At 70.6% G+C, this 20,258-nt stretch carries 22 protein-coding genes; 11 read left to right on the top strand and 11 right to left on the bottom strand.

The features are described from left to right. The first annotated feature begins 19 nt into the window (after positions 1 to 19). The 6 genes from rfbB to AC5L30_RS23965 are packed head-to-tail and all read left to right on the top strand — an operon-like array spanning position 20 to position 5,290. Positions 20 to 1,021 carry a dTDP-glucose 4,6-dehydratase gene (gene rfbB / locus AC5L30_RS23940; RefSeq protein WP_494869887.1) on the top strand — a complete coding sequence of 334 codons (1,002 nt, stop codon included), beginning with the start codon at positions 20 to 22 and terminating at the stop codon, positions 1,019 to 1,021. Continuing rightward, positions 1,018 to 1,905 carry a dTDP-4-dehydrorhamnose reductase gene (rfbD, locus tag AC5L30_RS23945; RefSeq protein ID WP_494869888.1) on the top strand — a complete coding sequence of 296 codons (888 nt, stop codon included), beginning with the start codon at positions 1,018 to 1,020 and terminating at the stop codon, positions 1,903 to 1,905. The genes rfbB and rfbD overlap by 4 nt, the downstream gene beginning before the upstream one ends. Further along, a complete protein-coding gene (locus AC5L30_RS23950; protein ID WP_112587313.1) occupies positions 1,902 to 2,273 on the top strand; it encodes a DUF2304 domain-containing protein in 372 nt (123 codons plus the stop codon). The genes rfbD and AC5L30_RS23950 overlap by 4 nt, the downstream gene beginning before the upstream one ends. Further along, complete coding sequence (locus tag AC5L30_RS23955) at positions 2,266 to 2,967, top strand: glycosyltransferase family 2 protein (RefSeq protein WP_112587315.1); 702 nt, start codon at positions 2,266 to 2,268, stop codon at positions 2,965 to 2,967. The genes AC5L30_RS23950 and AC5L30_RS23955 overlap by 8 nt, the downstream gene beginning before the upstream one ends. Beyond that, positions 2,964 to 4,265: a lipopolysaccharide biosynthesis protein gene (locus tag AC5L30_RS23960; RefSeq protein WP_494869889.1), complete on the top strand. Its 1,302-nt coding sequence runs from the start codon at positions 2,964 to 2,966 to the stop codon at positions 4,263 to 4,265. Before AC5L30_RS23955 ends, AC5L30_RS23960 begins: the two co-directional genes overlap by 4 nt. Continuing rightward, on the top strand, positions 4,262 to 5,290 hold the full coding sequence (locus tag AC5L30_RS23965) for a glycosyltransferase family 2 protein (RefSeq protein ID WP_494869890.1): 1,029 nt from the start codon (positions 4,262 to 4,264) through the stop codon (positions 5,288 to 5,290). The genes AC5L30_RS23960 and AC5L30_RS23965 overlap by 4 nt, the downstream gene beginning before the upstream one ends. A 48-nt stretch (positions 5,291 to 5,338) precedes the next feature. On the opposite strand, the gene prcA is transcribed toward AC5L30_RS23965, so the two are convergent. From prcA to AC5L30_RS23980, 3 genes are read right to left on the bottom strand one after another with little or no spacing between them, the layout of a single operon-like run. Next, on the bottom strand, positions 5,339 to 6,178 hold the full coding sequence (gene prcA / locus AC5L30_RS23970) for a proteasome subunit alpha (protein ID WP_494869891.1): 840 nt from the start codon (positions 6,176 to 6,178) through the stop codon (positions 5,339 to 5,341). A 58-nt stretch (positions 6,179 to 6,236) separates the two neighbouring features. Beyond that, entirely contained in the window at positions 6,237 to 7,076 is an 840-nt protein-coding gene (gene prcB, locus AC5L30_RS23975; RefSeq protein WP_181518379.1) for a proteasome subunit beta, read from the bottom strand. Next, the gene (locus tag AC5L30_RS23980; protein WP_355162122.1) at positions 6,995 to 7,285 is read right to left on the bottom strand and encodes an endonuclease VII domain-containing protein; all 291 of its coding nucleotides are present in this window, start codon (positions 7,283 to 7,285) and stop codon (positions 6,995 to 6,997) included. The genes prcB and AC5L30_RS23980 overlap by 82 nt, the downstream gene beginning before the upstream one ends. On the opposite strand from AC5L30_RS23980, the gene AC5L30_RS23985 reads away from it, so the two are divergent. Then, the gene (locus AC5L30_RS23985) at positions 7,190 to 7,654 is read left to right on the top strand and encodes a hypothetical protein (protein WP_494870039.1); all 465 of its coding nucleotides are present in this window, start codon (positions 7,190 to 7,192) and stop codon (positions 7,652 to 7,654) included. The two genes, AC5L30_RS23980 and AC5L30_RS23985, sit on opposite strands and share 96 nt — an antisense overlap. Positions 7,655 to 7,669: 15 nt before the next feature. Here the strand turns inward: AC5L30_RS23985 and AC5L30_RS23990 are convergent, their stop codons facing one another. The 4 genes from AC5L30_RS23990 to AC5L30_RS24005 all read right to left on the bottom strand — a co-directional run bounded on the left by AC5L30_RS23990 (position 7,670) and on the right by AC5L30_RS24005 (position 12,514). Then, positions 7,670 to 7,885, bottom strand: coding sequence for a ubiquitin-like protein Pup (locus tag AC5L30_RS23990; protein ID WP_030332902.1), 216 nt, complete (start codon positions 7,883 to 7,885; stop codon positions 7,670 to 7,672). A 108-nt stretch (positions 7,886 to 7,993) separates the two neighbouring features. Next, positions 7,994 to 9,220 carry an acyltransferase family protein gene (locus AC5L30_RS23995; RefSeq protein WP_494869892.1) on the bottom strand — a complete coding sequence of 409 codons (1,227 nt, stop codon included), beginning with the start codon at positions 9,218 to 9,220 and terminating at the stop codon, positions 7,994 to 7,996. 113 nt (positions 9,221 to 9,333) lie between these two features. Then, positions 9,334 to 10,851, bottom strand: coding sequence for a depupylase/deamidase Dop (gene dop / locus AC5L30_RS24000; protein WP_112726389.1), 1,518 nt, complete (start codon positions 10,849 to 10,851; stop codon positions 9,334 to 9,336). 37 nt (positions 10,852 to 10,888) lie between these two features. Next, positions 10,889 to 12,514 carry a DUF2142 domain-containing protein gene (locus AC5L30_RS24005; protein ID WP_494869893.1) on the bottom strand — a complete coding sequence of 542 codons (1,626 nt, stop codon included), beginning with the start codon at positions 12,512 to 12,514 and terminating at the stop codon, positions 10,889 to 10,891. A 153-nt stretch (positions 12,515 to 12,667) separates the two neighbouring features. On the opposite strand from AC5L30_RS24005, the gene AC5L30_RS24010 reads away from it, so the two are divergent. After that, on the top strand, positions 12,668 to 13,021 hold the full coding sequence (locus AC5L30_RS24010; protein ID WP_328654387.1) for a GtrA family protein: 354 nt from the start codon (positions 12,668 to 12,670) through the stop codon (positions 13,019 to 13,021). Positions 13,022 to 13,085: 64 nt separating this feature from the next. Here the strand turns inward: AC5L30_RS24010 and arc are convergent, their stop codons facing one another. After that, positions 13,086 to 14,870, bottom strand: a complete 1,785-nt coding sequence (gene arc / locus AC5L30_RS24015; RefSeq protein WP_030332887.1) for a proteasome ATPase — start codon at positions 14,868 to 14,870, stop codon at positions 13,086 to 13,088. A gap of 178 nt (positions 14,871 to 15,048) precedes the next feature. On the opposite strand from arc, the gene AC5L30_RS24020 reads away from it, so the two are divergent. Next, entirely contained in the window at positions 15,049 to 15,342 is a 294-nt protein-coding gene (locus AC5L30_RS24020; RefSeq protein WP_091408893.1) for a ferredoxin, read from the top strand. A gap of 49 nt (positions 15,343 to 15,391) precedes the next feature. Here the strand turns inward: AC5L30_RS24020 and AC5L30_RS24025 are convergent, their stop codons facing one another. Genes AC5L30_RS24025 through AC5L30_RS24035 form a run of 3 tightly spaced genes read right to left on the bottom strand, consistent with a single transcriptional unit; the run spans position 15,392 to position 18,100 of the window. Further along, a complete protein-coding gene (locus AC5L30_RS24025) occupies positions 15,392 to 15,964 on the bottom strand; it encodes a hypothetical protein (protein ID WP_091408625.1) in 573 nt (190 codons plus the stop codon). A 46-nt stretch (positions 15,965 to 16,010) separates the two neighbouring features. Continuing rightward, positions 16,011 to 17,012 carry a tRNA (adenine-N1)-methyltransferase gene (locus AC5L30_RS24030; RefSeq protein ID WP_494869894.1) on the bottom strand — a complete coding sequence of 334 codons (1,002 nt, stop codon included), beginning with the start codon at positions 17,010 to 17,012 and terminating at the stop codon, positions 16,011 to 16,013. After that, complete coding sequence (locus AC5L30_RS24035) at positions 17,009 to 18,100, bottom strand: site-2 protease family protein (RefSeq protein WP_494870030.1); 1,092 nt, start codon at positions 18,098 to 18,100, stop codon at positions 17,009 to 17,011. Before AC5L30_RS24035 ends, AC5L30_RS24030 begins: the two co-directional genes overlap by 4 nt. A 140-nt stretch (positions 18,101 to 18,240) precedes the next feature. On the opposite strand from AC5L30_RS24035, the gene AC5L30_RS24040 reads away from it, so the two are divergent. Both AC5L30_RS24040 and AC5L30_RS24045 read left to right on the top strand, forming a co-directional pair. Continuing rightward, positions 18,241 to 19,155 carry a RecB family exonuclease gene (locus AC5L30_RS24040; RefSeq protein ID WP_091408618.1) on the top strand — a complete coding sequence of 305 codons (915 nt, stop codon included), beginning with the start codon at positions 18,241 to 18,243 and terminating at the stop codon, positions 19,153 to 19,155. 210 nt (positions 19,156 to 19,365) lie between these two features. Beyond that, entirely contained in the window at positions 19,366 to 20,052 is a 687-nt protein-coding gene (locus AC5L30_RS24045; protein WP_494869895.1) for a response regulator, read from the top strand. The last annotated feature ends 206 nt before the right edge of the window (positions 20,053 to 20,258 follow it).

Raw genomic sequence — 20,258 nt, forward strand, 5'->3', positions numbered from 1 at the left:
CGCGTATACTTCCGGACCCGTGAGGATCCTCGTCACCGGCGGAGCCGGATTCATCGGGTCGGAGTACGTTCGCCTGCTGCTGGGCAAGCCCCTTGGCAGTGCAGACGGCGTGCCGCCGATCGAGCCGGCCGTCGTGACCGTGCTGGACAAGCTGACCTACTCGGGCAACCTGGCCAACCTCGAGCCCGTCCGCGACGACCCGCGACTGCGGTTCGTGCAGGGCGACATCTGTGACCCGGTCGTGGTCGACGAGGTGGTGGCCGAGCACGACGTGATCGTGCACTTCGCCGCCGAGTCACACGTCGACCGCTCGATCGCGGGCGCCGCGCCGTTCGTCACCACCAACGTGCTGGGCACCCAGACGCTGCTCGACGCGGCGCTGCGCCACGGCATTGGCCGGTTCGTGCACGTCTCCACCGACGAGGTCTACGGCTCGATCGACGAGGGCTCCTGGACCGAGACCTGGCCCCTCGCCCCCAACTCGCCGTACTCGGCGTCCAAGGCCGGCTCCGACCTGCTCGCGCTGTCGTACCACCGCACCCACGGCATGGACGTGGTCGTCACCCGCTGCTCCAACAACTACGGCCCGTACCAGTTCCCCGAGAAGGTCATCCCGCTGTTCGTCAGCAACCTGCTCGACGGTGGCACCGTCCCCCTCTACGGCGACGGCGGCAACATCCGTGACTGGCTGCACGTGCACGACCACTGCCGGGGCATCGCCCTCGTCCAGCAAAAGGGCCGCGCCGGTGAGGTCTACAACATCGGCGGCGGCACCGAGTTGACCAACAAGGAACTCACCGGCCTGCTCCTGGACGCCTGCGGCGCCGGATGGGACCGGGTCGTCCCGGTCACCGACCGCAAGGGCCACGACCGCCGGTACTCCCTCGACATCACCAAGATCAGCGAAGAGCTCGGCTACCACCCCAGCATCACCCTGGACCAGGGCCTCGCCGACACCGTCGCCTGGTACCGGGACAACCGCAACTGGTGGGAACCCCTCAAGTCCGCGCCGACCGCATGACCCGACTACTCGTCACCGGCGCGGGCGGGATGCTCGGCCGGGACCTGGTCACCGTGCTGGGCACCCGGCCCGACCTCAAGGTGACCGCCGCCACCCGCGCCGACCTGGACATCACCGACCGCGCGGCGGTCCACGCCGCCGTCGCCGGGCACGACCTGGTCATCAACGCGGCCGCGTGGACCAACGTCGACGCCGCCGAGGCCGACGAGGCGGCGGCGACCGCCGTCAACGGCGACGCCGTGGCCACCCTGGCCGCGGCCTGCGCCACCGACGGAATCCGGCTGATCCAGGTCTCCACCGACTACGTCCTCGCCGGCAACGCGGACGCCCCCTACCCCGAGGACGCGCCCACCGCGCCGGTCAACGCCTACGGCCGCGGCAAGCTCGTCGGCGAACAGGCCGTCGCGCGGCTGCTACCCGACACCGGGTACGTCGTGCGCACCGCCTGGCTGTACGGCGCGCACGGCCCGAACTTCGTGGCCACCATGCTCCGACTCGCCACCCAACGCGAGCACCTCGACGTGGTCGACGACCAACACGGCCAACCCACCTGGTCCTACACGCTCGCCGAGCGGCTGGTCGCGCTCGCCGACGCGGCGCTGGCCGGCCACGCGGCACCCGGCGTCTACCACGGCACCTGCGCCGGGCAGACGACCTGGTACGGGCTGGCCCGCGCCGCGTTCACGCTGGCCGGGCTGGACCCGGACCGGATCCGACCCACCACCAGCGACCGGTATCCGCGTCCCGCCCCCCGGCCTGCGTACAGTGTGCTAGGGCACAGCCGCTGGGCAGCCGTGGGTCTGCCCCCGCTTCCAGACTGGCACAACGCCCTGGTTGACGCGTTCCACTCCCCCGCTCCACCCGCCCCGTGGAAGGTCGCATGAAGCTCACCCTCGTCACCGGCCTGACCGGCCTGCTGCTCCTCGGCACCATCGTCGAGCTGTTGCGCCGCCGTCAGCTGCGCGAGAAGTACGGCATGCTCTGGCTCGCCGTACTGATCATCGTGATTCCGCTGTCCCTTTTCCCCCGGCTGCTCGACAACGTCGCCGAACTCCTCGGCGTCGCCTCCGGTGTCAGCCTGGTGCTCTTCCTCGGCATCGTCTTCCTGCTGCTGGTGTGCGTACACCTCAGCTGGGAGGTCAGCGCCCTGGAAGAAGAGACCCGCACCCTGGCCGAAGACTTCGCCCTGCTCCGCGCTGAGATCGACGCGGACCGGGCAGCCCGAGACGAACTGGTGTCGACCGATGGTTAACGGCAAGCGTACATTGATCATCATCCCGGCTCTCAACGAGTCGGGCTCGATCGCCGACGTCGTCGGCGAGGTCCGTGGCGAACTGCCCGGCGTCGACGTGCTCGTCGTCGACGACGGCTCCACCGACCGCACCGCCGCCGTCGCCGCCGCCGCCGGCGCCCTGGTCGCGAAACTGCCGTACAACCTCGGCGTCGGTGGGGCCATGCGCCTCGGCTACCGCTACGCCCGTGACCACGACTACGACGTCGCCATCCAGATCGACGCCGACGGCCAGCACGACCCCCGGTACGTGCCGAAGCTCGTCGACCTGCTCGACGACAACGACCTCGTCATCGGCGCCCGCTTCGCCGGTGAGGGCGACTACAACGTCCGCGGCCCCCGCCGCTGGGCGATGGTGATGCTCTCCGCCGTGCTGTCCCGGGTCGCCCGCACCAAGCTCACCGACACCACCTCCGGCTTCCGGGCCGCCAACCGGCGGGTCATCGAGATGTTCGCCGGCTGGTACCCGGCCGAGTACCTCGGCGACACGGTGGAGACCCTGGTGCACACCGCCCGCCGCGGCTACCGCATCCGCCAGGTGCCGGTCGCCATGCGCAAGCGGATGGCGGGCACACCCAGCCACTCCCCCGCCAAGGCGATGGTCTACCTCGGCCGCGCGTTCGCCGTTCTCACGCTGGCGCTCATCCGCCGGTGATCCGACGGCTACTGAGCCTGGTCCCGCCCGGCACCGTCGCTGTCGGTGCCGGGCTGGCCCTTCTCGGGCTCGCCTCCTACGTTCACCTCGCAGTCGCCGGCCACAGCCTCAGCGAGGCCGACTACTCGTCCCTGTCGGTGCTCTGGTCGATCGTGTTCACCCTCGGCATCGGCGTGTTCATGCCGATCGAGCAGGAGGTCGCCCGGGTCGTCGCCGCCCGACACAGCCAGGGGCTGCCCCCCGGGCCGGTGCTGGCCCGCGGCGTCACCGTCGCCGCCGTGATGCTCGCGGTGCTGGTGTTGGCCGTCACCATCGGCCGTCAGCCGCTCGCCGACAAGCTCTTCGCCGGTGACGGCAACCTGGTCACCGTGCTGATCGGCGCACTCGCCGCGATGGCCGTCGCCTACGCCACCCGCGGCGTCCTCTCCGGCCTGCAACTGTTCCCCTGGTACGGCGCCCAACTCGGGATCGACGGCGGCCTGCGCATCATCATGGTCGCCCTGCTCGGGCTGGCCGGGGTGACGTCCCCCCTCTGGTACGGGCTCGTGCTCGTCGCCGCCCCGCTGGTCAGCGTCCTGCTCACCCTGCCGCCCGTGCTACGCGCCATCGGCGCCGGCCCGCCGGTCGCCTGGGCCACCCTGCTACGCGGCCTCGGCCTGCTCACCGCCTCCAGCCTGCTCTCCCAGGTCGTGGTGAACATCGGCGTGATCAACGTACAGCTACTCGCCCCCTCCGACGCGGCAGCCGCCGGCGCGCTACTCTCCGCCCTCGTGCTGGTCCGCATCCCCCTGTTCGTCTTCGGCTCCCTACAGGCGTCACTGCTGCCCGGCCTGGCCACCACCGCCACCACCGGCGACCAGGCCGGCTTCCACAGCCTGCTGCGCCGGGCGCTCGGCATCGTCACCGCCCTCGGCCTCACCGGCGCCCTCGGCGCCGTGCTGCTCGGCCCATGGCTGGTCGGCACCCTCTTCGACGCACCCGGCGTTCTCGGCCACGGCGACTTTGCCTGGTTGGCGGCCGCCACGCTCGCCTACCTGTGGGCCATGGTGCTCGGCCAAGCCCTGCTCGCCCTCGACCGGCACCGCGCCCAGGCCCTCGCCTGGACCGCCGGCGTCGCCGCCCTGATCGCCGTGACGCTGATCCCCGCTCCGGTCACCCTGCGAGTCGAACTGGCGTACACCATCGGCTCCGTCATCGTGGCCGCCACCATGGCGATGCTGCTGCGCGGCGGCGTCCGCCGACCCACCACCCCCACCCGGCCGCTCGCCGAGGCCGTCGCCCCCGGAGGCATCCGATGACCCGACCCCGGGTGAGCGCCGTCATGCTCGCCTACGGCCCGGAGCCCTACCTCGTCGACGCCGCCCGGGCGGTGCTGGCCAGCACCGACGTCGAGATCGACCTCATCGTCGTCGACAACGGCTGCACCGGGGACGGCATCGACATCGTCAAGGGCCTGCCCGGGGTGCGGGTGATCCGACCGGAGGAGAACACCGGCTACTCCGGCGGCTGCCGGGTCGGCGCGGCCGAGGCCACCGGTGACTGGCTCGCGTTCGTCAACTCCGATGCCGTCGTCGCACCCGACGCCCTGGCCAAGACCACCGCCGTCGCCGCCGAAGCGGGCGTAGGCGCGGCCATGGCGTCCATCCGGTTGGCCGACACCCCCGAGCTGATCAACACCAGCGGTAACCCGCTGCACTTCACCGGCCTCTCCTGGGCCGGCGGCAACGGTGAACCGGCCAGCAACCACGCCCAGCGGCGGGCCGTACCCTCCCTCAGCGGCTGCTGCTTCGTGATCAGCCGGCAGCTCTGGCGCGAGCTCGACGGCTTCGCCGCCGAGTACTTCGCGTACCACGAGGACACCGAACTCAGCCTGCGACTGTGGCAGCGCGGACTACGACTGGAGTATGTGCCGGACGCCGTCGTGCGTCACCACTACGAGTTCTCCCGCAACGCCCTGAAGCTGTACCTGGTCGAGCGGAACCGACTGGTCACCCTGCTCACCGCGTACGAGGCGCGGACCCTCGTGGTGCTCGCCCCGGCGCTGCTGCTCACCGAGGCGGCCATGCTCACCGCCGCGGTCGTCGGCGGCTGGTCCCGGCAAAAGCTGCGGGGTTGGGGCTGGTTGTGGCGCAACCGCGACTGGGTTCGCGGCCGTCGACGGCAGCTACAGGCCGAACGCCGGGTGCCGGACGGGGTCATCGCGGAGCTGATGACCGGTCGGGTCACCCCCTCCGGTGTGCCGACCACGCCCGGCCTGGGCGCGTTCAACGCCGTCGCCGGCGGTTACTGGGCCCTGGCCCGGCCCCTGCTGCGCCGAGGATGACCGCTGGTGCCGGCCCGAACACCGGGCCCGGCACCAGCGGGCGAAACCCTAGCGCTCGCCGCCTTCCGCGGGCCGGTCCTCCAGGTCCGCGGAACCGGCCGAGCTCGTCGGCTTGTGCCCCTCCGTGGTCGGCACGACCGGCTCAGCGGGACCGCCCGCCGCATCCGTCGACTGCCCCTCGGCCGCCGCATCCCCGTCCAGCAGAGCCGTCAGCGCGGCACCGGTGATCCGCCGGAACGTCCGTCCGATCCGCTGACGGTCCAGGACCGCCACCTCGAGCTGGTTGGCGGCGATCGTCCGGGCGGCACCGCCCTCACCACCGACGGTGCTCAACGCCTGCACCGCCACCCCGACCGCCTCGGCCAGGGACATGTCCGCCCGATGCTGCGACTTCAACACACCGGTGATCGCCTCGGCCTGACCACCCATGGCCATCCGCCCCGGCTCGTCGTTGACCGAACCGTCATAGGTCAGCCGGTACAGCTCGTCCGCCTCCGGGGTGGCACCGACCTCCGCCACGCAGATCTCCACCTCGAACGGCTTCGACTGCTCGGTGAAGATCGCACCCAGGGTCTGCGCGAACGCGTTGGCCAGGGCCCGGCCAGTGACGTCACGCCGGTCGTAGCTGAGCCCGTTCAGATCGGCCATCCGGACACCGGCGCGGCGCAGGTTTTCGAACTCGTTGTACCGGCCGACCGCGGCGAACCCGATCCGGTCGTAGATCTCGCTGACCTTGTGCAGGGCGCTGGAAAGGTTCTCCGCGACGAAGAGGACCCCGCCGGAGTAGCTGAGGACCACCGCGCTGCGACCCCGAGCGATGCCCTTGCGGGCCAACTCGGAGCGGTCGCGCATGATCTGTTCGGGAGAGGCGTAGAACTGCATGGCCACGTCGGCGGTTCTCCTTACGGCGCTGTGCTGACGACTGCTGACTGGTGAGGTGCGGGTCTCAACCGCCCGGGTTCTCCATCCGGCCGGCAACCACACCCTCGGCGATCGCCGCCGTCTCGGTGTCGGTCAACCGGCGGGTGCCCTCGGCGGTCGCGGTCATCACCACGGGGTAGATCCGGCGGGTCAGATCCGGCCCACCGGTCGCGGTGTCGTCGTCGGCGGCGTCGTAGAGCGCCTCGACCGCCAGCCGCGTCGCGTCCTCGACGGACAGCCCGGCCCGGAACCGCTTCTTCAACGCGGACTTCGCGAACAGCGACCCGGACCCGATCGCGTCGTAACCGGTCTCCTCGTACGGGCCACCGGTCACGTCGAAGCTGAAGATCCGACCGGCGCGCGCCGGGTCGGCGGCGGCCAGGTCGAACCCGGCGAAGAGCGGCACCACAGCCAACCCCTGCATGGCCGCCCCCAGGTTGCCCCGGATCATCGAGGCCAACCGGTTGGCCTTACCGTCCAACGAGAGCATCGCGCCCTCGATCTTCTCGTAGTGCTCCAGCTCCACCTGGAACAGTCGCATCAGCTCGATGCCGATACCGGCGGTGCCCGCGATGCCGACCAGCGAGTACGCGTCGGCGGGGTGCACCTTCTCGATGTCGCGCTGAGCGATCAGGTTGCCCATGGTGGCCCGTCGGTCGCCCGCCATCACCACACCCTCGGCGGCCGCGATGGCCACGATGGTGGTCGCGTGCGGCGCCAGGTCGGCGGCCATGCCCGGCGGCAGCGGTCGCCGACCGGGCAACATCTCGGGGGCCACCCGACTCAGAAACGTCGTGAAGGAGGACGTCCCCGCGTTGGTGAACACATCTGGTAGACGCCCGGATGGATCAAAGCCCGCTGCCACGTGGTTCCTCTCAGGTACGTGATCGCCCTGGCCAGCCTCATGGGACTGTCACGGAACTGGCCAAGACCACCGTTGCAGTTGAAGCAGAGTATCCCGCGCACCCATCCGGTGCGATGATCGTGGTCCAGATGTTGCGGGTCGGCCCCGCCACAGATCGCGCAGACCCCGCCCTGCTCGGCCAGGAGCTCCTGAAACTCTTTCTCACCCACGCCGTACCGGCGCCGCAGGTGGTATTCGCGAGTCCCGCCGTAGAGCCGCTGCGCTGTCTCCTTGCCGCGGGCATTATGGCAGGGTTTGCAGTAGCTGTGTCGGCCGGCCTTGGTAGTGGTGGTGGGAAAGTCGTCCAGAGACTTGATCTGCTCGCAGTCCGGACACCACTTGAGACCTTCACCGACAGGCGTGGGCGACTTTCGCTGTGGGGCGATGCCGCGCTTACGCCGGCTCGCCTCAGAACGGACAGCGGCACAGGCTTTGCAGTAGAAGGCGAGACCGTCTACCCGTCGGCGGTCACGGTGGAACTCCGCACCGGCCAGCGTCTTCTTGCACTGCGGACACGTCTTGTCCGGGCGATCCGATGAATCGGACATATGCCCCTATTGACCCCCTTTCTGGACATAGCCCCTCACGAACTCCTCTGCGTTCTCTTCGAGGACGGAGTCGATCTCGTCGAGGAGGTCGTCGACGTCCTCGGTGATCTCGGCGTGCCGCTCGGCCACCTCGGGGTTGGCCTCGGTGGTGACGTCCTCGATTTCCTCGCCCTGACGGGACTTGCCGGACTGCGACTGGCCGCCGCTGTCATGAGTGGCCATGGCTGTCTCCTCCACGATCGTCTGGCATGAAATCTACCCCGCGCAGGCGACAGAAAGCCCTCACGTCCGCCGTGTTCGGGTCGGGGGCGTTCGATTGCGCCGAGGCGGTCAGCTCCGAGGAGCCGACGCGTCGGCCGGGGCCGGAGCCGAGACCGGCACCGGGACCCGCTCCGGCTCACGCTGTCCCTCCCCCGACGCCTCCGCCGGTGGTGCCTCGCGCCGCAGGCGGGGCGTCCAGTCCTTGAACCGCAGCGCCTGCTTCTCCACCAGATGCCAGGACAGGAACGCCAGAACGACGGTGAAGACCATGACCACCGCGAAGTAGCCGACGAAGCCCCAGGCAGCCGCCCCCAGCCAGGCCAGCATCTGCTGCACGACGAAGGAGTAGATGTAGATGCCGTACGAGTAGTCGTTCTTCTGGCCCACACGGTGCAGCAGCCGTGGCAACCGGACCGCGAGGTAGAGGATGGCGTACTCGTAGGTGAGCAATGCCGGGCCGAACAGGTGGCCCTCCAGGGTCTGCCAGCCGGTCACCACGATGGCGAGCACGCCGAGGACGTCGCTGATGGGCAGCTTGTCGCTGTAGAGGTCCGCCACGGCGCCCACCAGGAACATGAAGCCGAAGCGCAGGAACCAGATCTTGCTGAGCGCGCCGAGCAGCGGCAGCGTGCCGACGGAGCCGCTGGTGAAGTACGTCGACCCGCCGAAGCGCAGCGCCTCGTACTGGTTCCAGAGCAGCAGACCGAAGACGAGAACGGCGGCCGCGAGCACCAGCCAGCGGGCACGGCGCAGCACCGCCACCACGGCCAGCGAAGCCACGATCAGGTAGCAGAAGATCTCGTAACTGAGCGTCCAGAGTGAGCCGTCGAGGACGCTCTTACGCACCAGGTCGCCGTACGGCGTGTCCCGGAAGACGTCGACGATCCCCTGCTGGCGGTAGCCACCCCACCAGTTCGCCTGCAGGAAGTTGACCACGCCGGCCGGGTGCCGCCACAGGCCGTCCAGATTGCCGCGCTCGGCGTACCAGACGATCGGGGCCACCACGAAGCCGATGAACAGCAGACACACCCAGAGGCCCGGCCAGATCCGCAGGGCGCGGTGCCACAGGTAGCGGGGCAGGCTGGCCCGCCTGGCGCTGCGGGTGATGAGGAAGCCGGAGATGCCGAAGAAGCCGGCCACCCCCAGACCGGCCACGTCGACGACCTCGGTCAACGGTCGGGCGTACCCGATCACCGCGGTGTGCGCGAGGACGACCGCCACGGCGAAGCAGAGCCGCAGGAAGCCGAAACTGTTGGCACGCCCGGCGTACGCGTTCGACAGCGGTACAGCGGTCATCGCACGCAGGCCAACCTGCCGGGCTGAGGGAAGCATCGCATCACCGTGTGGGTCGACGGATCGGGGGACGGCCTAGCATGCCACACGGTGATTGCCGGCGGAGGCGGCGGATCTCAGCCCCCGGTCAACGTCTCCAACAGGTCCTTGGCGCTGGCACAGCGGTCGAACAGCGCCCCGACGTGCGCACGGGTGCCCCGCTCCGGTTCCATCATCGGCACCCGCACCAGCGACTCCCGGCCCACGTCGAAGATCACCGAGTCCCAGCTCGCGGCGACCACCTCGGAGGCGTACTGGGCGAGGCAGCGACCGCGGAAGTAGGCCCGAGTGTCCTCCGGCGGCTCGGTCATCGCGCTGCGCGTCTCGTCGTCGGTGAGCAGCGTCTTCATCGCCCCCCGGCTGACCAGCCGGTGGTAGAGGCCCTTCTCCGGCCGGACGTCGGAATATTGGAGGTCGACGAGCTGGAGCTTGTGCGAGCCCCAGCCGAGCTTCTCCCGCTCCCGGTAGCCCTCCAGCAACCGCAGCTTGGCCACCCAGTCCAGCTCGTCGGCGCAGAGCATCGGATCCCGGCCGAGCCGGTCCAGCACGCTCTCCCAGCGGTCGAGCACGTCGATGGTCTGCTCGTCGGCGTCGGTGCCGTACCGGTCGTCGACAAAGGACCGGACCCGCTCCAGGTACGCCCACTGCAGGTCGAGGGCGGTGAGCCGACGGCCGTCGCGCAGGCGCATGCGGTGCGTCAGGGCGGGGTCGTGGCTGACGGCGCGCAGCTCGCTGACCGGGTCGGCGATGCCGAGGTCGGCACCGAGGGCCTTCTCCTCGATCATGGTGAGGATCAGCGCGGTGGTGCCGACCTTGAGGTAGGTGGAGATCTCGGAGAGGTTGGCGTCGCCGATGATGACGTGCAGCCGGCGGTACTTGTCGGCGTCGGCGTGCGGCTCGTCCCGGGTGTTGATGATCGGCCGCTTGAGGGTGGTCTCCAGGCCCACCTCGACCTCGAAGAAGTCGGCGCGCTGGGAGATCTGGAAGCCGCTCTGGCCGCCGTCCTGGCCGATGCCGACCCGGCCGGCGCCGCAGACGATCTGCCGGGTGACGAAGAACGGCGTCAGGTACGCCACGATGTCGGCAAACGGCGTCTGCCGGCGCATCAGGTAGTTCTCGTGGGCGCCGTAGCTGGCGCCCTTGTTGTCGGTGTTGTTCTTGTAGAGGTGGATCGGCTGGGTGCCCGGGATGGTGGCGGCCCGGCGGGACGCCTCGGCCATCACCCGCTCGCCGGCCTTGTCCCAGCGCACGATGTCCCGGGGGGTGGTGACCTCGGGGGTGGAGTATTCGGGGTGGGCGTGGTCCACGTAGAGGCGTGCGCCGTTGGTGAGTATCACGTTGGCCAGGCCGAGGTCTTCGTCCGCGAGGGCCTCGGCGGGGTCGTACGCGGCACCGGAGTAGGTGAAGCCGCGGGCGTCGCGCAGCGGCGATTCTTCCTCGTAGTCCCACCGGGCCCGGCCGCCCCGGTTGAGTTCCGGGCGTGCCCCATAGGCGTTGACCACCTGCGATGAGGTGACCATCGGGTTGGCTCCGGCCTGCCCGGGCACGGAGATGCCGTACTCGACCTCGGTGCCCATGATCCGTCTTACGCTCATCGACCTACCCGCTTCGCTCGCCCGACCCGGTCCACCGTCAGGTCGAGCGTAGTCCGCCCTGGGCACCCGCACTCTGTAGGTGAGTGCCGGCGGGCCGGAACAGTTCGGTGGATTCGGTGTCGGAACGCTCAACGGTCGGCGTCGGGTCGTCGCTCGCGGTGGAGCGCGTGGTCCAGACGAGCCACCCGAACAGCACGAGGCCGAGGCTGGCGCTCAGCAGCGGAACCACCGAGCCGACCACCGGGTGCCAGTCGCCGGCGAGGGGGTTGAGGCTGCTCAGCCCGATGTTGGCGGGCAGGCCGTTCTGCCAGCGAACCATCGTGTACGCCAGGCAGAAGAGCTGGATCGGCAGGAGGAGCAGCACGGCGAGTCGGGTGAACGAGCGGGCCCGGGCGATCTCGAAGCCGCGTTGTTCGGCGGTCCACGCGGCGTAGAGCAGGACGCCGACCAGCATGGGCAGCATGTAGCGGCCCTGGGTGACGAAGCCGCTCTCGTTGACCAGGGCGATCTGCATGAGGGAGGGGACGGCCACGCCGCCGCCGAGCAGCACGAGCAGCCGCCACCGGTCGAGCGTGCTGCCCCAGACGACACCGATAAGCAGCAGCGCTCCGGCGACGAGCTGCCAGATCAGGTACGGCGGGGCGGGCATCCGGGTGTCCAGCCAGGAGGTGACCCCGACGATCTGGTCGAGGTATCCCCGCCACCGGTCGGCCTCGCGCAGCGCCGCCTGCCCGTAGGTGAGCCGGTCGGCGGAGTAGTTGCCGAGGTCGGAGGTCTGTTGGCGGACGGACCAGGCGAGCACGACGAGGGTGGCCAGGACGATGCCGCCCGCCCAGAGCTGCGCGGCCCGGTCCCGTAGCAGGCCGACGAGGTTGCCGCGGCGCAGTGGGAAGGCGAACGCGATGAAGGCGGTCGCCAGCCAGAGCGGGCCGGTCTGGCGCAGCACCGCGAGGAGCAGCGCGCTGATCCCGACGAGGACGATCAGGCCGCGCCGGGGGCCGGGTGGGCCGAGCAGCAGGGGGATGACCGCGCTGAAGAAGGCGATGCCGGCGGCGATCTCCAGGCCGTTCGGGTTGACCGCGCTGGCCATGTGCACGGCCATCGGGGTGGTGACGACGACCAGGGCGCCCATCATGAGGCCGCGGCGGGAGCGGTTGCGGATCACGACGTACGCGCTGGCGAGCAGCGCGGCGCAACACAGGGCGCTGATCATGCGGGCGAGCAGGACGCCGGACCAGCCGGGCCAGAGCACCGTCGGCGCGCCGACGAGGGCGTAGTAGGCGGGGAAGTAACGGCCGGCCCCGGTGCCGGCCCGGGTTGGTGTGTCGTCGCTGCCGGGCGGCTGGGCACAGGCCGCCGAGACTTCCTTCTTGAACTGCCAGCACTGCTCGCGCACGAGACCGCCGGGGACGGTCTGGAAGGCTCCGGTGCCCTTCTTCGCGGCGGCCGGCGGGGGTGCGATCTGCCCGGCGGCGACACCGGCCGCCCGGACGATGTGCTCGCGCTCGTCCGGGGTGCCGTCGTAGGGGGCGGCCATCGACCAGGCGAAAATGATCAGGAAGAACGCGGCGAAGGCGAGGGCCCAGTGTCGTCGGGCTGCGCTCGTGGTGGCTGCCGGGCTTGTGCCGGTGGCCGGCGGCGTCACTCTTCCGGGATCAGGCACGTCAACCTCGCGGCTCGCGCGGGCAGGCCCCGCTGGGTGGATGGACAGACGATAGACTCCCTCGTCGTCCTCACCGCTCCGGGTCCCCCCTTGGAGAACTCTTTGCTGTCACCTGTTGCCGATTCCGTCCGCCACCTGTCCCGACACAGTGCTGTGCGGTTCCTGGTCGTCGGGGGTCTGAGCGTTGCCGTGGACACGGGATCACTCTTCGTGTACCACGGAGTTCTCCGGATTGTCCTGCCGGTTGCGGCCGCCATGTCGTTCCTGACCTCGTTCTGGGTCAACTTCGGGCTGAACCGGGCGTGGTCGTTCGGCTCGTCCGCCCAGATGGTGCCGCAGGTGGGGCGCTACTTCGCGCTGGTCCTCGCCAACCTGACCGCCAACGTGGTGCTGGTGTCCGCGTTGACCTGGGCGGGCACGCCGTACCTGCTGGCGAAGCTGCTGGTGACGGCGTCGCTGTCGGCGGCGAACTATGTGGTGTCGAAGCGGTGGATCTTCGCTGCCTGATCGAGGCGCTGACATACCCGCAGCGAGGGTGCCCACCGGATGGTGGGCACCCTCGCTGTTGGGGTCAGAGGTACTGGCCGGTGTTGCTGGCGGTCTCGATGGACCGGCCGGCCTCGGCGCCCTTGCCGCCGGAGACGAGCGTGCGGATGTAGACGATCCGCTCGCCCTTCTTGCCGGAGATGCGCGCCCAGTCGTCGGGGTTGGTGGTGTTGGGGAGGTCTTCGTTCTCGCGGAACTCGTCGACGCAGGCGTCGAGCAGGTGCTGCAGGCGCAGCCCCTTGCGACCCGAGGTGAGGAACTCCTTGATGGCCATCTTCTTGCTCCGGTCGACGATGTTCTGGATCATCGCGCCGGAGTTGAAGTCCTTGAAGTAGAGGACTTCCTTGTCACCGTTGGCGTAGGTGACCTCGAGGAAGCGGTTCTCCTCGGTTTCGGAGTACATCCGCAGCACCACGGCGTCGATCATCGCCGCGACGGTGGCCTGGGGGTCGGTGCCGTGTTCGGCCAGGTCGTCCGGGTGCAGGGGCAGCCCGGAGAGGATGTACTTGGAGAAGATGTCCTTGGCCGCTTCGGCGTCCGGTCGCTCGATTTTGATCTTCACGTCGAGGCGACCGGGGCGCAGGATCGCCGGGTCGATCATGTCTTCCCGGTTGGAGGCGCCGATGACGATGACGTTCTCCAGCCCCTCCACGCCGTCGATCTCGCTGAGCAGCTGCGGGACGATGGTGTTCTCCACGTCGGAGGAGACACCGGAGCCGCGGGTCCGGAAGATCGAGTCCATCTCGTCGAAGAACACGATCACCGGCGTGCCCTCGCCAGCCTTCTCCCGGGCGCGCTGGAAGATCAGCCGGATGTGCCGCTCGGTCTCGCCGACGTACTTGTTGAGCAGCTCCGGGCCCTTGATGTTGAGAAAGAAGCTGGTGTGCTTCTCCTTGCCCTGCCGCTCGGCGATCTTCTTGGCCAGCGAGTTGGCCACCGCCTTGGCGATGAGCGTCTTACCGCAGCCGGGCGGGCCGTAGAGCAGGATGCCCTTGGGCGGGCGGAGCTGGTGCTCACGGAACAGGTCCGCGTGCAGGAACGGCAACTCCACCGCGTCGCGGATCTGCTCGATCTGCGACTGGAGGCCACCGATGTCGCCGTAGTCGACGTCGGGCACCTCCTCCAGGACCAGCTCCTCGACCTCGCTCTTCGGGATCCGCTCGTACGCGTACGCCGAGCGGGGCTCGATCATGAGCGAGTCGCCGGCCCGGATCGCCGAGCCGATGAGCGTCTCGGCGAGGTGCACGATGCGCTCCTCGTCGGAGTGGGAGACCACCAGCGCCCGGTCGCCCGGACCGCCGTTCGGCCCCTCCAGGATCTCCTTGAGCATCACCACCTCGCCGACCCGCTCGTAGCCGAACGCGTCGACGATGTTGAGCGCGTCGTTGAGCAGGACCTCCTGGCCACGGCGCAGGTCACCCACGTCGAGCGAGGGCGAGACCGCGACCCGTAGTTTGCGGCCGCCGGTGAAGACGTCCACCGTGCCGTCCTCGTGCTTGGCCAGGAAGACTCCGTAACCGCTCGGCGGTTGCGCGAGCCGGTCGATCTCCTCCTTGAGCGTCACGATCTGCGTGCGAGCTTCCTTGAGGGTGCTCACCAGCCGGTCGTTGTTCTCGGTCAGCCGCGCCAACTGTGCCTGGGTGGCCGCCAGCCGCTCTTCGAGCTGCCGGACGTGTCGGGGGCTTTCGGTCAACTTGCGCCGCACCAGGGCGAGTTCCTCTTGCAGGAACGCGACCTGCGTGGAGAGATCGTGGGCTTCCTTCTCCCACCGTGCGGCGCGCGAGTCCGCGTCGTCGCTACGTGCTGCCACGTCCCACCTCCCCGGGGGGCTTGAACGTTCTGCCCTAACACTAGCCGCTATGAGGCCGATTCGGTCCCACGCAACACCCTCGTCACCGAACCTTGATCGCCAAGGGTGGCCTGACGGGCCGTTACCGGCGTTCAGGTACCGTCGGAGCGTGGCACGGGAGAACATGGGGGGTGCACAGGTGGCCGAGGTCGCGACCGACGAGTTGCAGGTCTGGGTCGACCAGGATCTCTGCACGGGCGACGGGCTCTGCGTGCAGTACGCACCGGAGGTGTTCGAGTTCGACATCGACGGCCTGGCCTACGTCAAGGGCGTCGACGGTGAGCTGCGGATGGCGCCGGGCAGCCGGGTCGACGTCCCCGCGCACCTGCGACTCGAGGTGATCGACTCCGCGAAGGAGTGCCCGGGCGACTGCATCCACGTGGTGCGCGGCGACGGCGTCGAGGTCGCCGGCCCGGACGCCGAGGAAGACTGACCCACCGGCCGGGCCACGCGGCCCGGCCGGGCCCGGTTCGGGGTACGCCTCAGAGCATCGGACGGCCGACCACCGAGGCGACCAACCGCGCGAACTCCTCCAACCGGGCGATCTGCCCGGCCCCGCCGTCGTCGAGGGTCTTGCCGAAACGCAGCGCGTCGTGCCGTGGGGTGCCGGCCATCTCCTCGCTCGGCGGCGCCTCGTCCAACGAGGTGAGCAGCAGGTACACGTCGATGCTGTCGACCCGGATCTCGCCGCTCTCGGCACGGTTGAGCCGCCGCCGGCAACCCACCTCGGTGACGGTGGAGACCGGCACCACCCGCAGCGACGAGGTCATCGAGCCCGGCGGGCCCTCCTCCGGCGGTACGTCCTCACCGTGCCAGAGGATCAGCCGGCTGCCGTCGCAGACGACGACCTCCTGCCACACCCCGTTGACCTCGTTGACGAAACGTTCCAGGGTGAAGCCGAGCACCGACGCGCCGCGCAGCACGCCGCCGAGCGCCTCCAGGGCGACGTCCGGGTCGCGCAGGTAGGCCCGCGCCGCCGATTCCAGGTCCTGGTAGGGCGACCAGTCGGGAAAGACCGCGGGGAGGTCTCCACCGCCGTAGCCCGGTCGGCTCATGCCAGCGTCTCCCCCTGCTCGGCGGTGCCGACACCCAGCTCGATGGTCACGGCCTGTCCATCTCCCCCGTACCGTTGGGCTGCGCGCCTGCCGCCTGGGCGGCAGCGGACTGCCGGGCCGCCTCCGCGTCGCGCAGGTCCTGGCGGCGCTGCGCGTACGCCTCGGTGCCCTTGCTGGGCTTGCGTCGGCGTGGCGGCGCGGTGACCCCCGGGGCCAGCTTGCGCGCGGACACCAGGAAGGCGGTGTGCGCGATCATCCGGTGGTCCGGACGGACGGCGAGGCCCTCGGCGTGCCAGTCGCGCACCAGGGACTCCCAGGCCCGTGGCTCGGTCCAGCCGCCGCGCTCGCGCAGCGCCTCCACCAGCTCGGAGAGCTGCGGCGTGGTGGCGACGTAGCCGATGAACACCCCGCCGGGCACCAGCGCCCGCTCGACCATGTCGAGGGTCTCCCAGGGGGTCAGCATGTCCAGGATGATCCGGTCGAAGCCGGTCTCCTGGCACTGCGCGACGTCGCCGACGTGCAGGTTCCAGGAGGGGTGCGGCCCGTTGAAGAACGCCTCGACGTTGCGCTTGGCGATCTGGGCGAAGTCGTCACGCAGCTCGAACGAGTGCAGCTCGCCCTCGGTGCCGACGGCGCGCAGCAGGGAGCAGCTCAGCGCGCCGGAGCCCGCGCCGGCCTCGAGGACCTTCGCGCCGGGGAAGATGTCGCCCATCGCGACGATCTGCGCCGAGTCCTTCGGGTAGATCACCTGAGCGCCACGCGGCATGGACAGCACGTAGTCCGACAGGAGTGGCCGCAGGGCCAGGAACGCGGTGCCGCCCCCGGAGGTGGTCACCACGCTGCCGTCGGGGAGCCCGATCAGCGCGTCGTGCGCCAGGATGCCGCGGTGGGTGTGGAACTCCTTGCCGGGCTCCAGCGTCACGGTGTGCATCCGCCCCTTGGGGTCGGTCAGCTGGACCCGGTCGCCGGGCCGGAACGGCCCCCGGTGCACGGGTGTCAGCGCCGGGTTGGCGGGGTCGGCGGCGACGGTGGAGGGAGTTGCGGTCACGGTGTCATCTTCCGGTTGGGTTCGAGGAGCTGTGCCAGGTCCGCGATGTGCAGAATGCCGACGACATCTTCGCCTGACGTCACCACGTACTGCGCGCCCGGGTGGGTCTGTACGGCCTCCATCACCCGCTCGCCGTCCCACCCGACCGACAACGTGGGAAGTGTGCCCAGCGACCGGGCGACGGCGTCCACCGCCAACCACGGTCGGCGTTCGACCGGCACCGCGTCGGCGGCGGCCGGGTCGACCAGCGCCACCGGTCGACCGGTGGAGTCGGTGACCAGCAGCGCGGCGCCGGGCTGCCCGCTGTCGGCGTGTCGGCGCTGGGCCTCGGCCAGCGGTGTACCGGTGGCCACCGGCCAGACCGGACGGGCCAGCCGGGCGAGGTCGATCAGCGGGAACCGGCGGCTGACCCGGGCGGCCCGGATCGACTGCCCGGCGCCACGCCAGAGGGTGACGGCGACCAGCAGCATCAGCGGCAGCGCCAGCGGCGCCAGCCGCCGCTCGACGGTGAGGAGCACGACCAGGGCCGCGGTGCCGACGGCGACGACCCGGCCGGCCCACCCAGCGACCTCGGTGCCGAGGTGCCGGTCGCGGGTCAGCCCCCACACGGCGGCGCGCAGCGCCCGGCCGCCGTCGAGCGGCAACCCGGGCAGGCTGTTGAACAGCGCCACGATGACGTTGCTGACCGCGAGCTGGAAGGCGAGCTGGTGGGCCACGGTCCCCTCGGGCAGGGCGAGCGTGGCGGCGACCGCGAGGACGCCGAGCACCGCGGAGACCGCCGGGCCGGCCAACGAGACCAGCAGGTCGACGCGGGGTGACGGGGCGTCCCGGTCCATCTCGGTGTAGCCGCCGAGCAGCTCCAGCGTGATACCGCGCACACCGATGCCGTACCGCCGGGCGGTGAGGGCGTGGCCCAGCTCGTGCAGCAGCACCGAGCCGAGCAGCGACACGACGAATCCGAAGCCGATCAGGTAGCCGCTGAGCTGCGGCAGGTCCAGCTGTCGGCGGGCGAACTCGCCGTACAGCACCGCGATGAGCACCGCGAGTAGGACCATCGAGCCATTGAGGTGCAGCGGCACCCCGAACACCCGGCCGACGTTCAGGCCGAGGCGTCGGTCTGGTCGGCGCGGCGGTCGGGTTGTCTGCTCCATCGCCACGATGCTACGGACCGTCGCTGTGCGGGGCGGGCGGCGGTCGGTGTCACACCGGTGCCCTAACCTTTGCCGACATGACGGCGGAATCGGTCACCACCTCCCAGCCCTCCCCCGCGGCGCAGGCGCCGCCGACGGTGCGGGCCTCGCTGTCCCCGTCCCGGGCGGCGGATTTCAAGACCTGCCCGCTGCTCTACCGGTTCCGCAGCATCGACCGGTTGCCCGAGCGCACCACCATCGAGCAGGCCCGGGGCACGTTGGTCCACGCGGTGCTGGAGCGCCTGTTCGACCTGCCCGCCACCGGTCGCACACCGGAGGCCGCCGGCGACCTGGTGGCCCCGCAGTGGGACCGACTGGTCACCGAGCAGCCGGAGCTGGCCGGCATCTTCGACGGCGCGGAGCCGGCCGGGCCGGTGGAGTTCCTCCGCTCGGCCGCCGGGCTGTTGCAGGGTTACTTCGCGGTGGAGGACCCGACCCGGCTGGAACCGGCCGAACGCGAGAGTCTGATCTCCGCGGTCGTCGACGAGGAGTTGCTGATCCGGGGTTACCTCGACCGGCTCGACGTCGCTCCGGACGGCGCGCTGCGGGTGGTCGACTACAAGACCGGCGGCGCCCCACGCGAGGCGTTCGAGGCGCGGGCGCTGTTTCAGCTGAAGTTCTACGCCCTGGTGTTGTGGCGCACCCGGGGGGTGGTGCCCCGGGTGCTGCGACTGCTCTACCTGCGCGACGCCGAGGTGTTGGATTACACACCCGACGCCGACGAGCTGGTCCGCTTCGAGCGCACCGTGGTGGCGCTGTGGCGGGCGATCGAGCAGGCCACCGCCCGGCAGGATTTCCGGCCCCGGCCGAGCCGGCTCTGCGACTGGTGCAGCCACCAGGCGCTCTGTCCCAGCTTCGGCGGCACCCCGCCGCCGTTCCCGGTCGCCGCGGCGAGCGCCGACCCGCTGCGCGACTCCCGGTCCACGCCGGTGGCGCCGGGCGCCGACGAGTGACGGCCTCCTGACCGACGCGCACGCCCGGCGCGGCGATTCGGGGCCGCCGGGATCACCTGCCGCAGGCCGACGCCGGAGACCCGACCGCAGCGGTGCCGCCGCGGTCGGGACAGGGCGACCGGCCGGCCTCTACGGTGATCCGCGACGCACCGGTTCCGGTACGCAAGGATGACCGGTGCGCGCCACGACGTCGGCGGGACGGGAGACGAGATGAGCGATGAGGCGCCCTCGGCGCGGCCGGTGCGGATCCTGCTCGCCGACGACCAGCCGCTGCTGCGGACCGGGTTCCGGATGGTGCTGGGCGCCGAGGGTGACCTGGACGTGGTGGCGGAGGCCGGTGACGGTGTGGAGGCGGTGGAGCTGTCTCGTCGGCTGCTGCCCGACGTCGTGTTGATGGACATCCGGATGCCCCGGATGGACGGGGTGGCGGCGACCCGGGCGATCGTCGAGGCCCGACTGCCGGTACGGGTGCTGGTGCTCACCACCTTCGACCTGGACGAGTACGTGGTGGGCGCGTTGCGGGCCGGGGCCAGCGGGTTCCTGGCCAAGGACGTGCCGGCCGAGGACCTGATCGCGGCGATCCGCACGGTCGCCGGCGGGGACGCGGTGGTGACACCTCGGATCCTGCGGCGGCTGCTGGACCGCTTCGCCGAGCTGCTGCCCGATCCGGCGGCGACGCCGTCGGCGGCGCTCAACGCGCTCACCGACCGGGAGCGGGAGGTGCTCGTGCAGGTCGCCCGGGGGCTGTCCAACGCCGAGATCGCGACGGTCCTGTCGGTGAGCGAAACCACCATCAAGACCCACGTCGGGCACGTGCTGACCAAGCTGCGGCTGCGCGACCGGGTGCAGGCGGTGGTGCTGGCGTACGAGTCGGGGCTGGTCCGCCCCCGGGCGTAGCCGGACGGGCCCGGGTACCTCACCCGGCGTACTCGAAGATCCCTCCATGGGGGGACGGCCACCGTTGCCGTCGTCACCTACCGTGACCGGAGATGGCTCGGTTCGGTTGACCCTCCTGTGGCGTCAGGTGGAAACGTCGGTGCTGCCGCCCGCCGCCGGGTGGGGAAAAACGGTCGACCGGCCGCCACGTCAGGGGCAACCCTGAT

The sequence above is a fragment of the Micromonospora sp. BQ32 genome, from assembly GCF_059358895.1.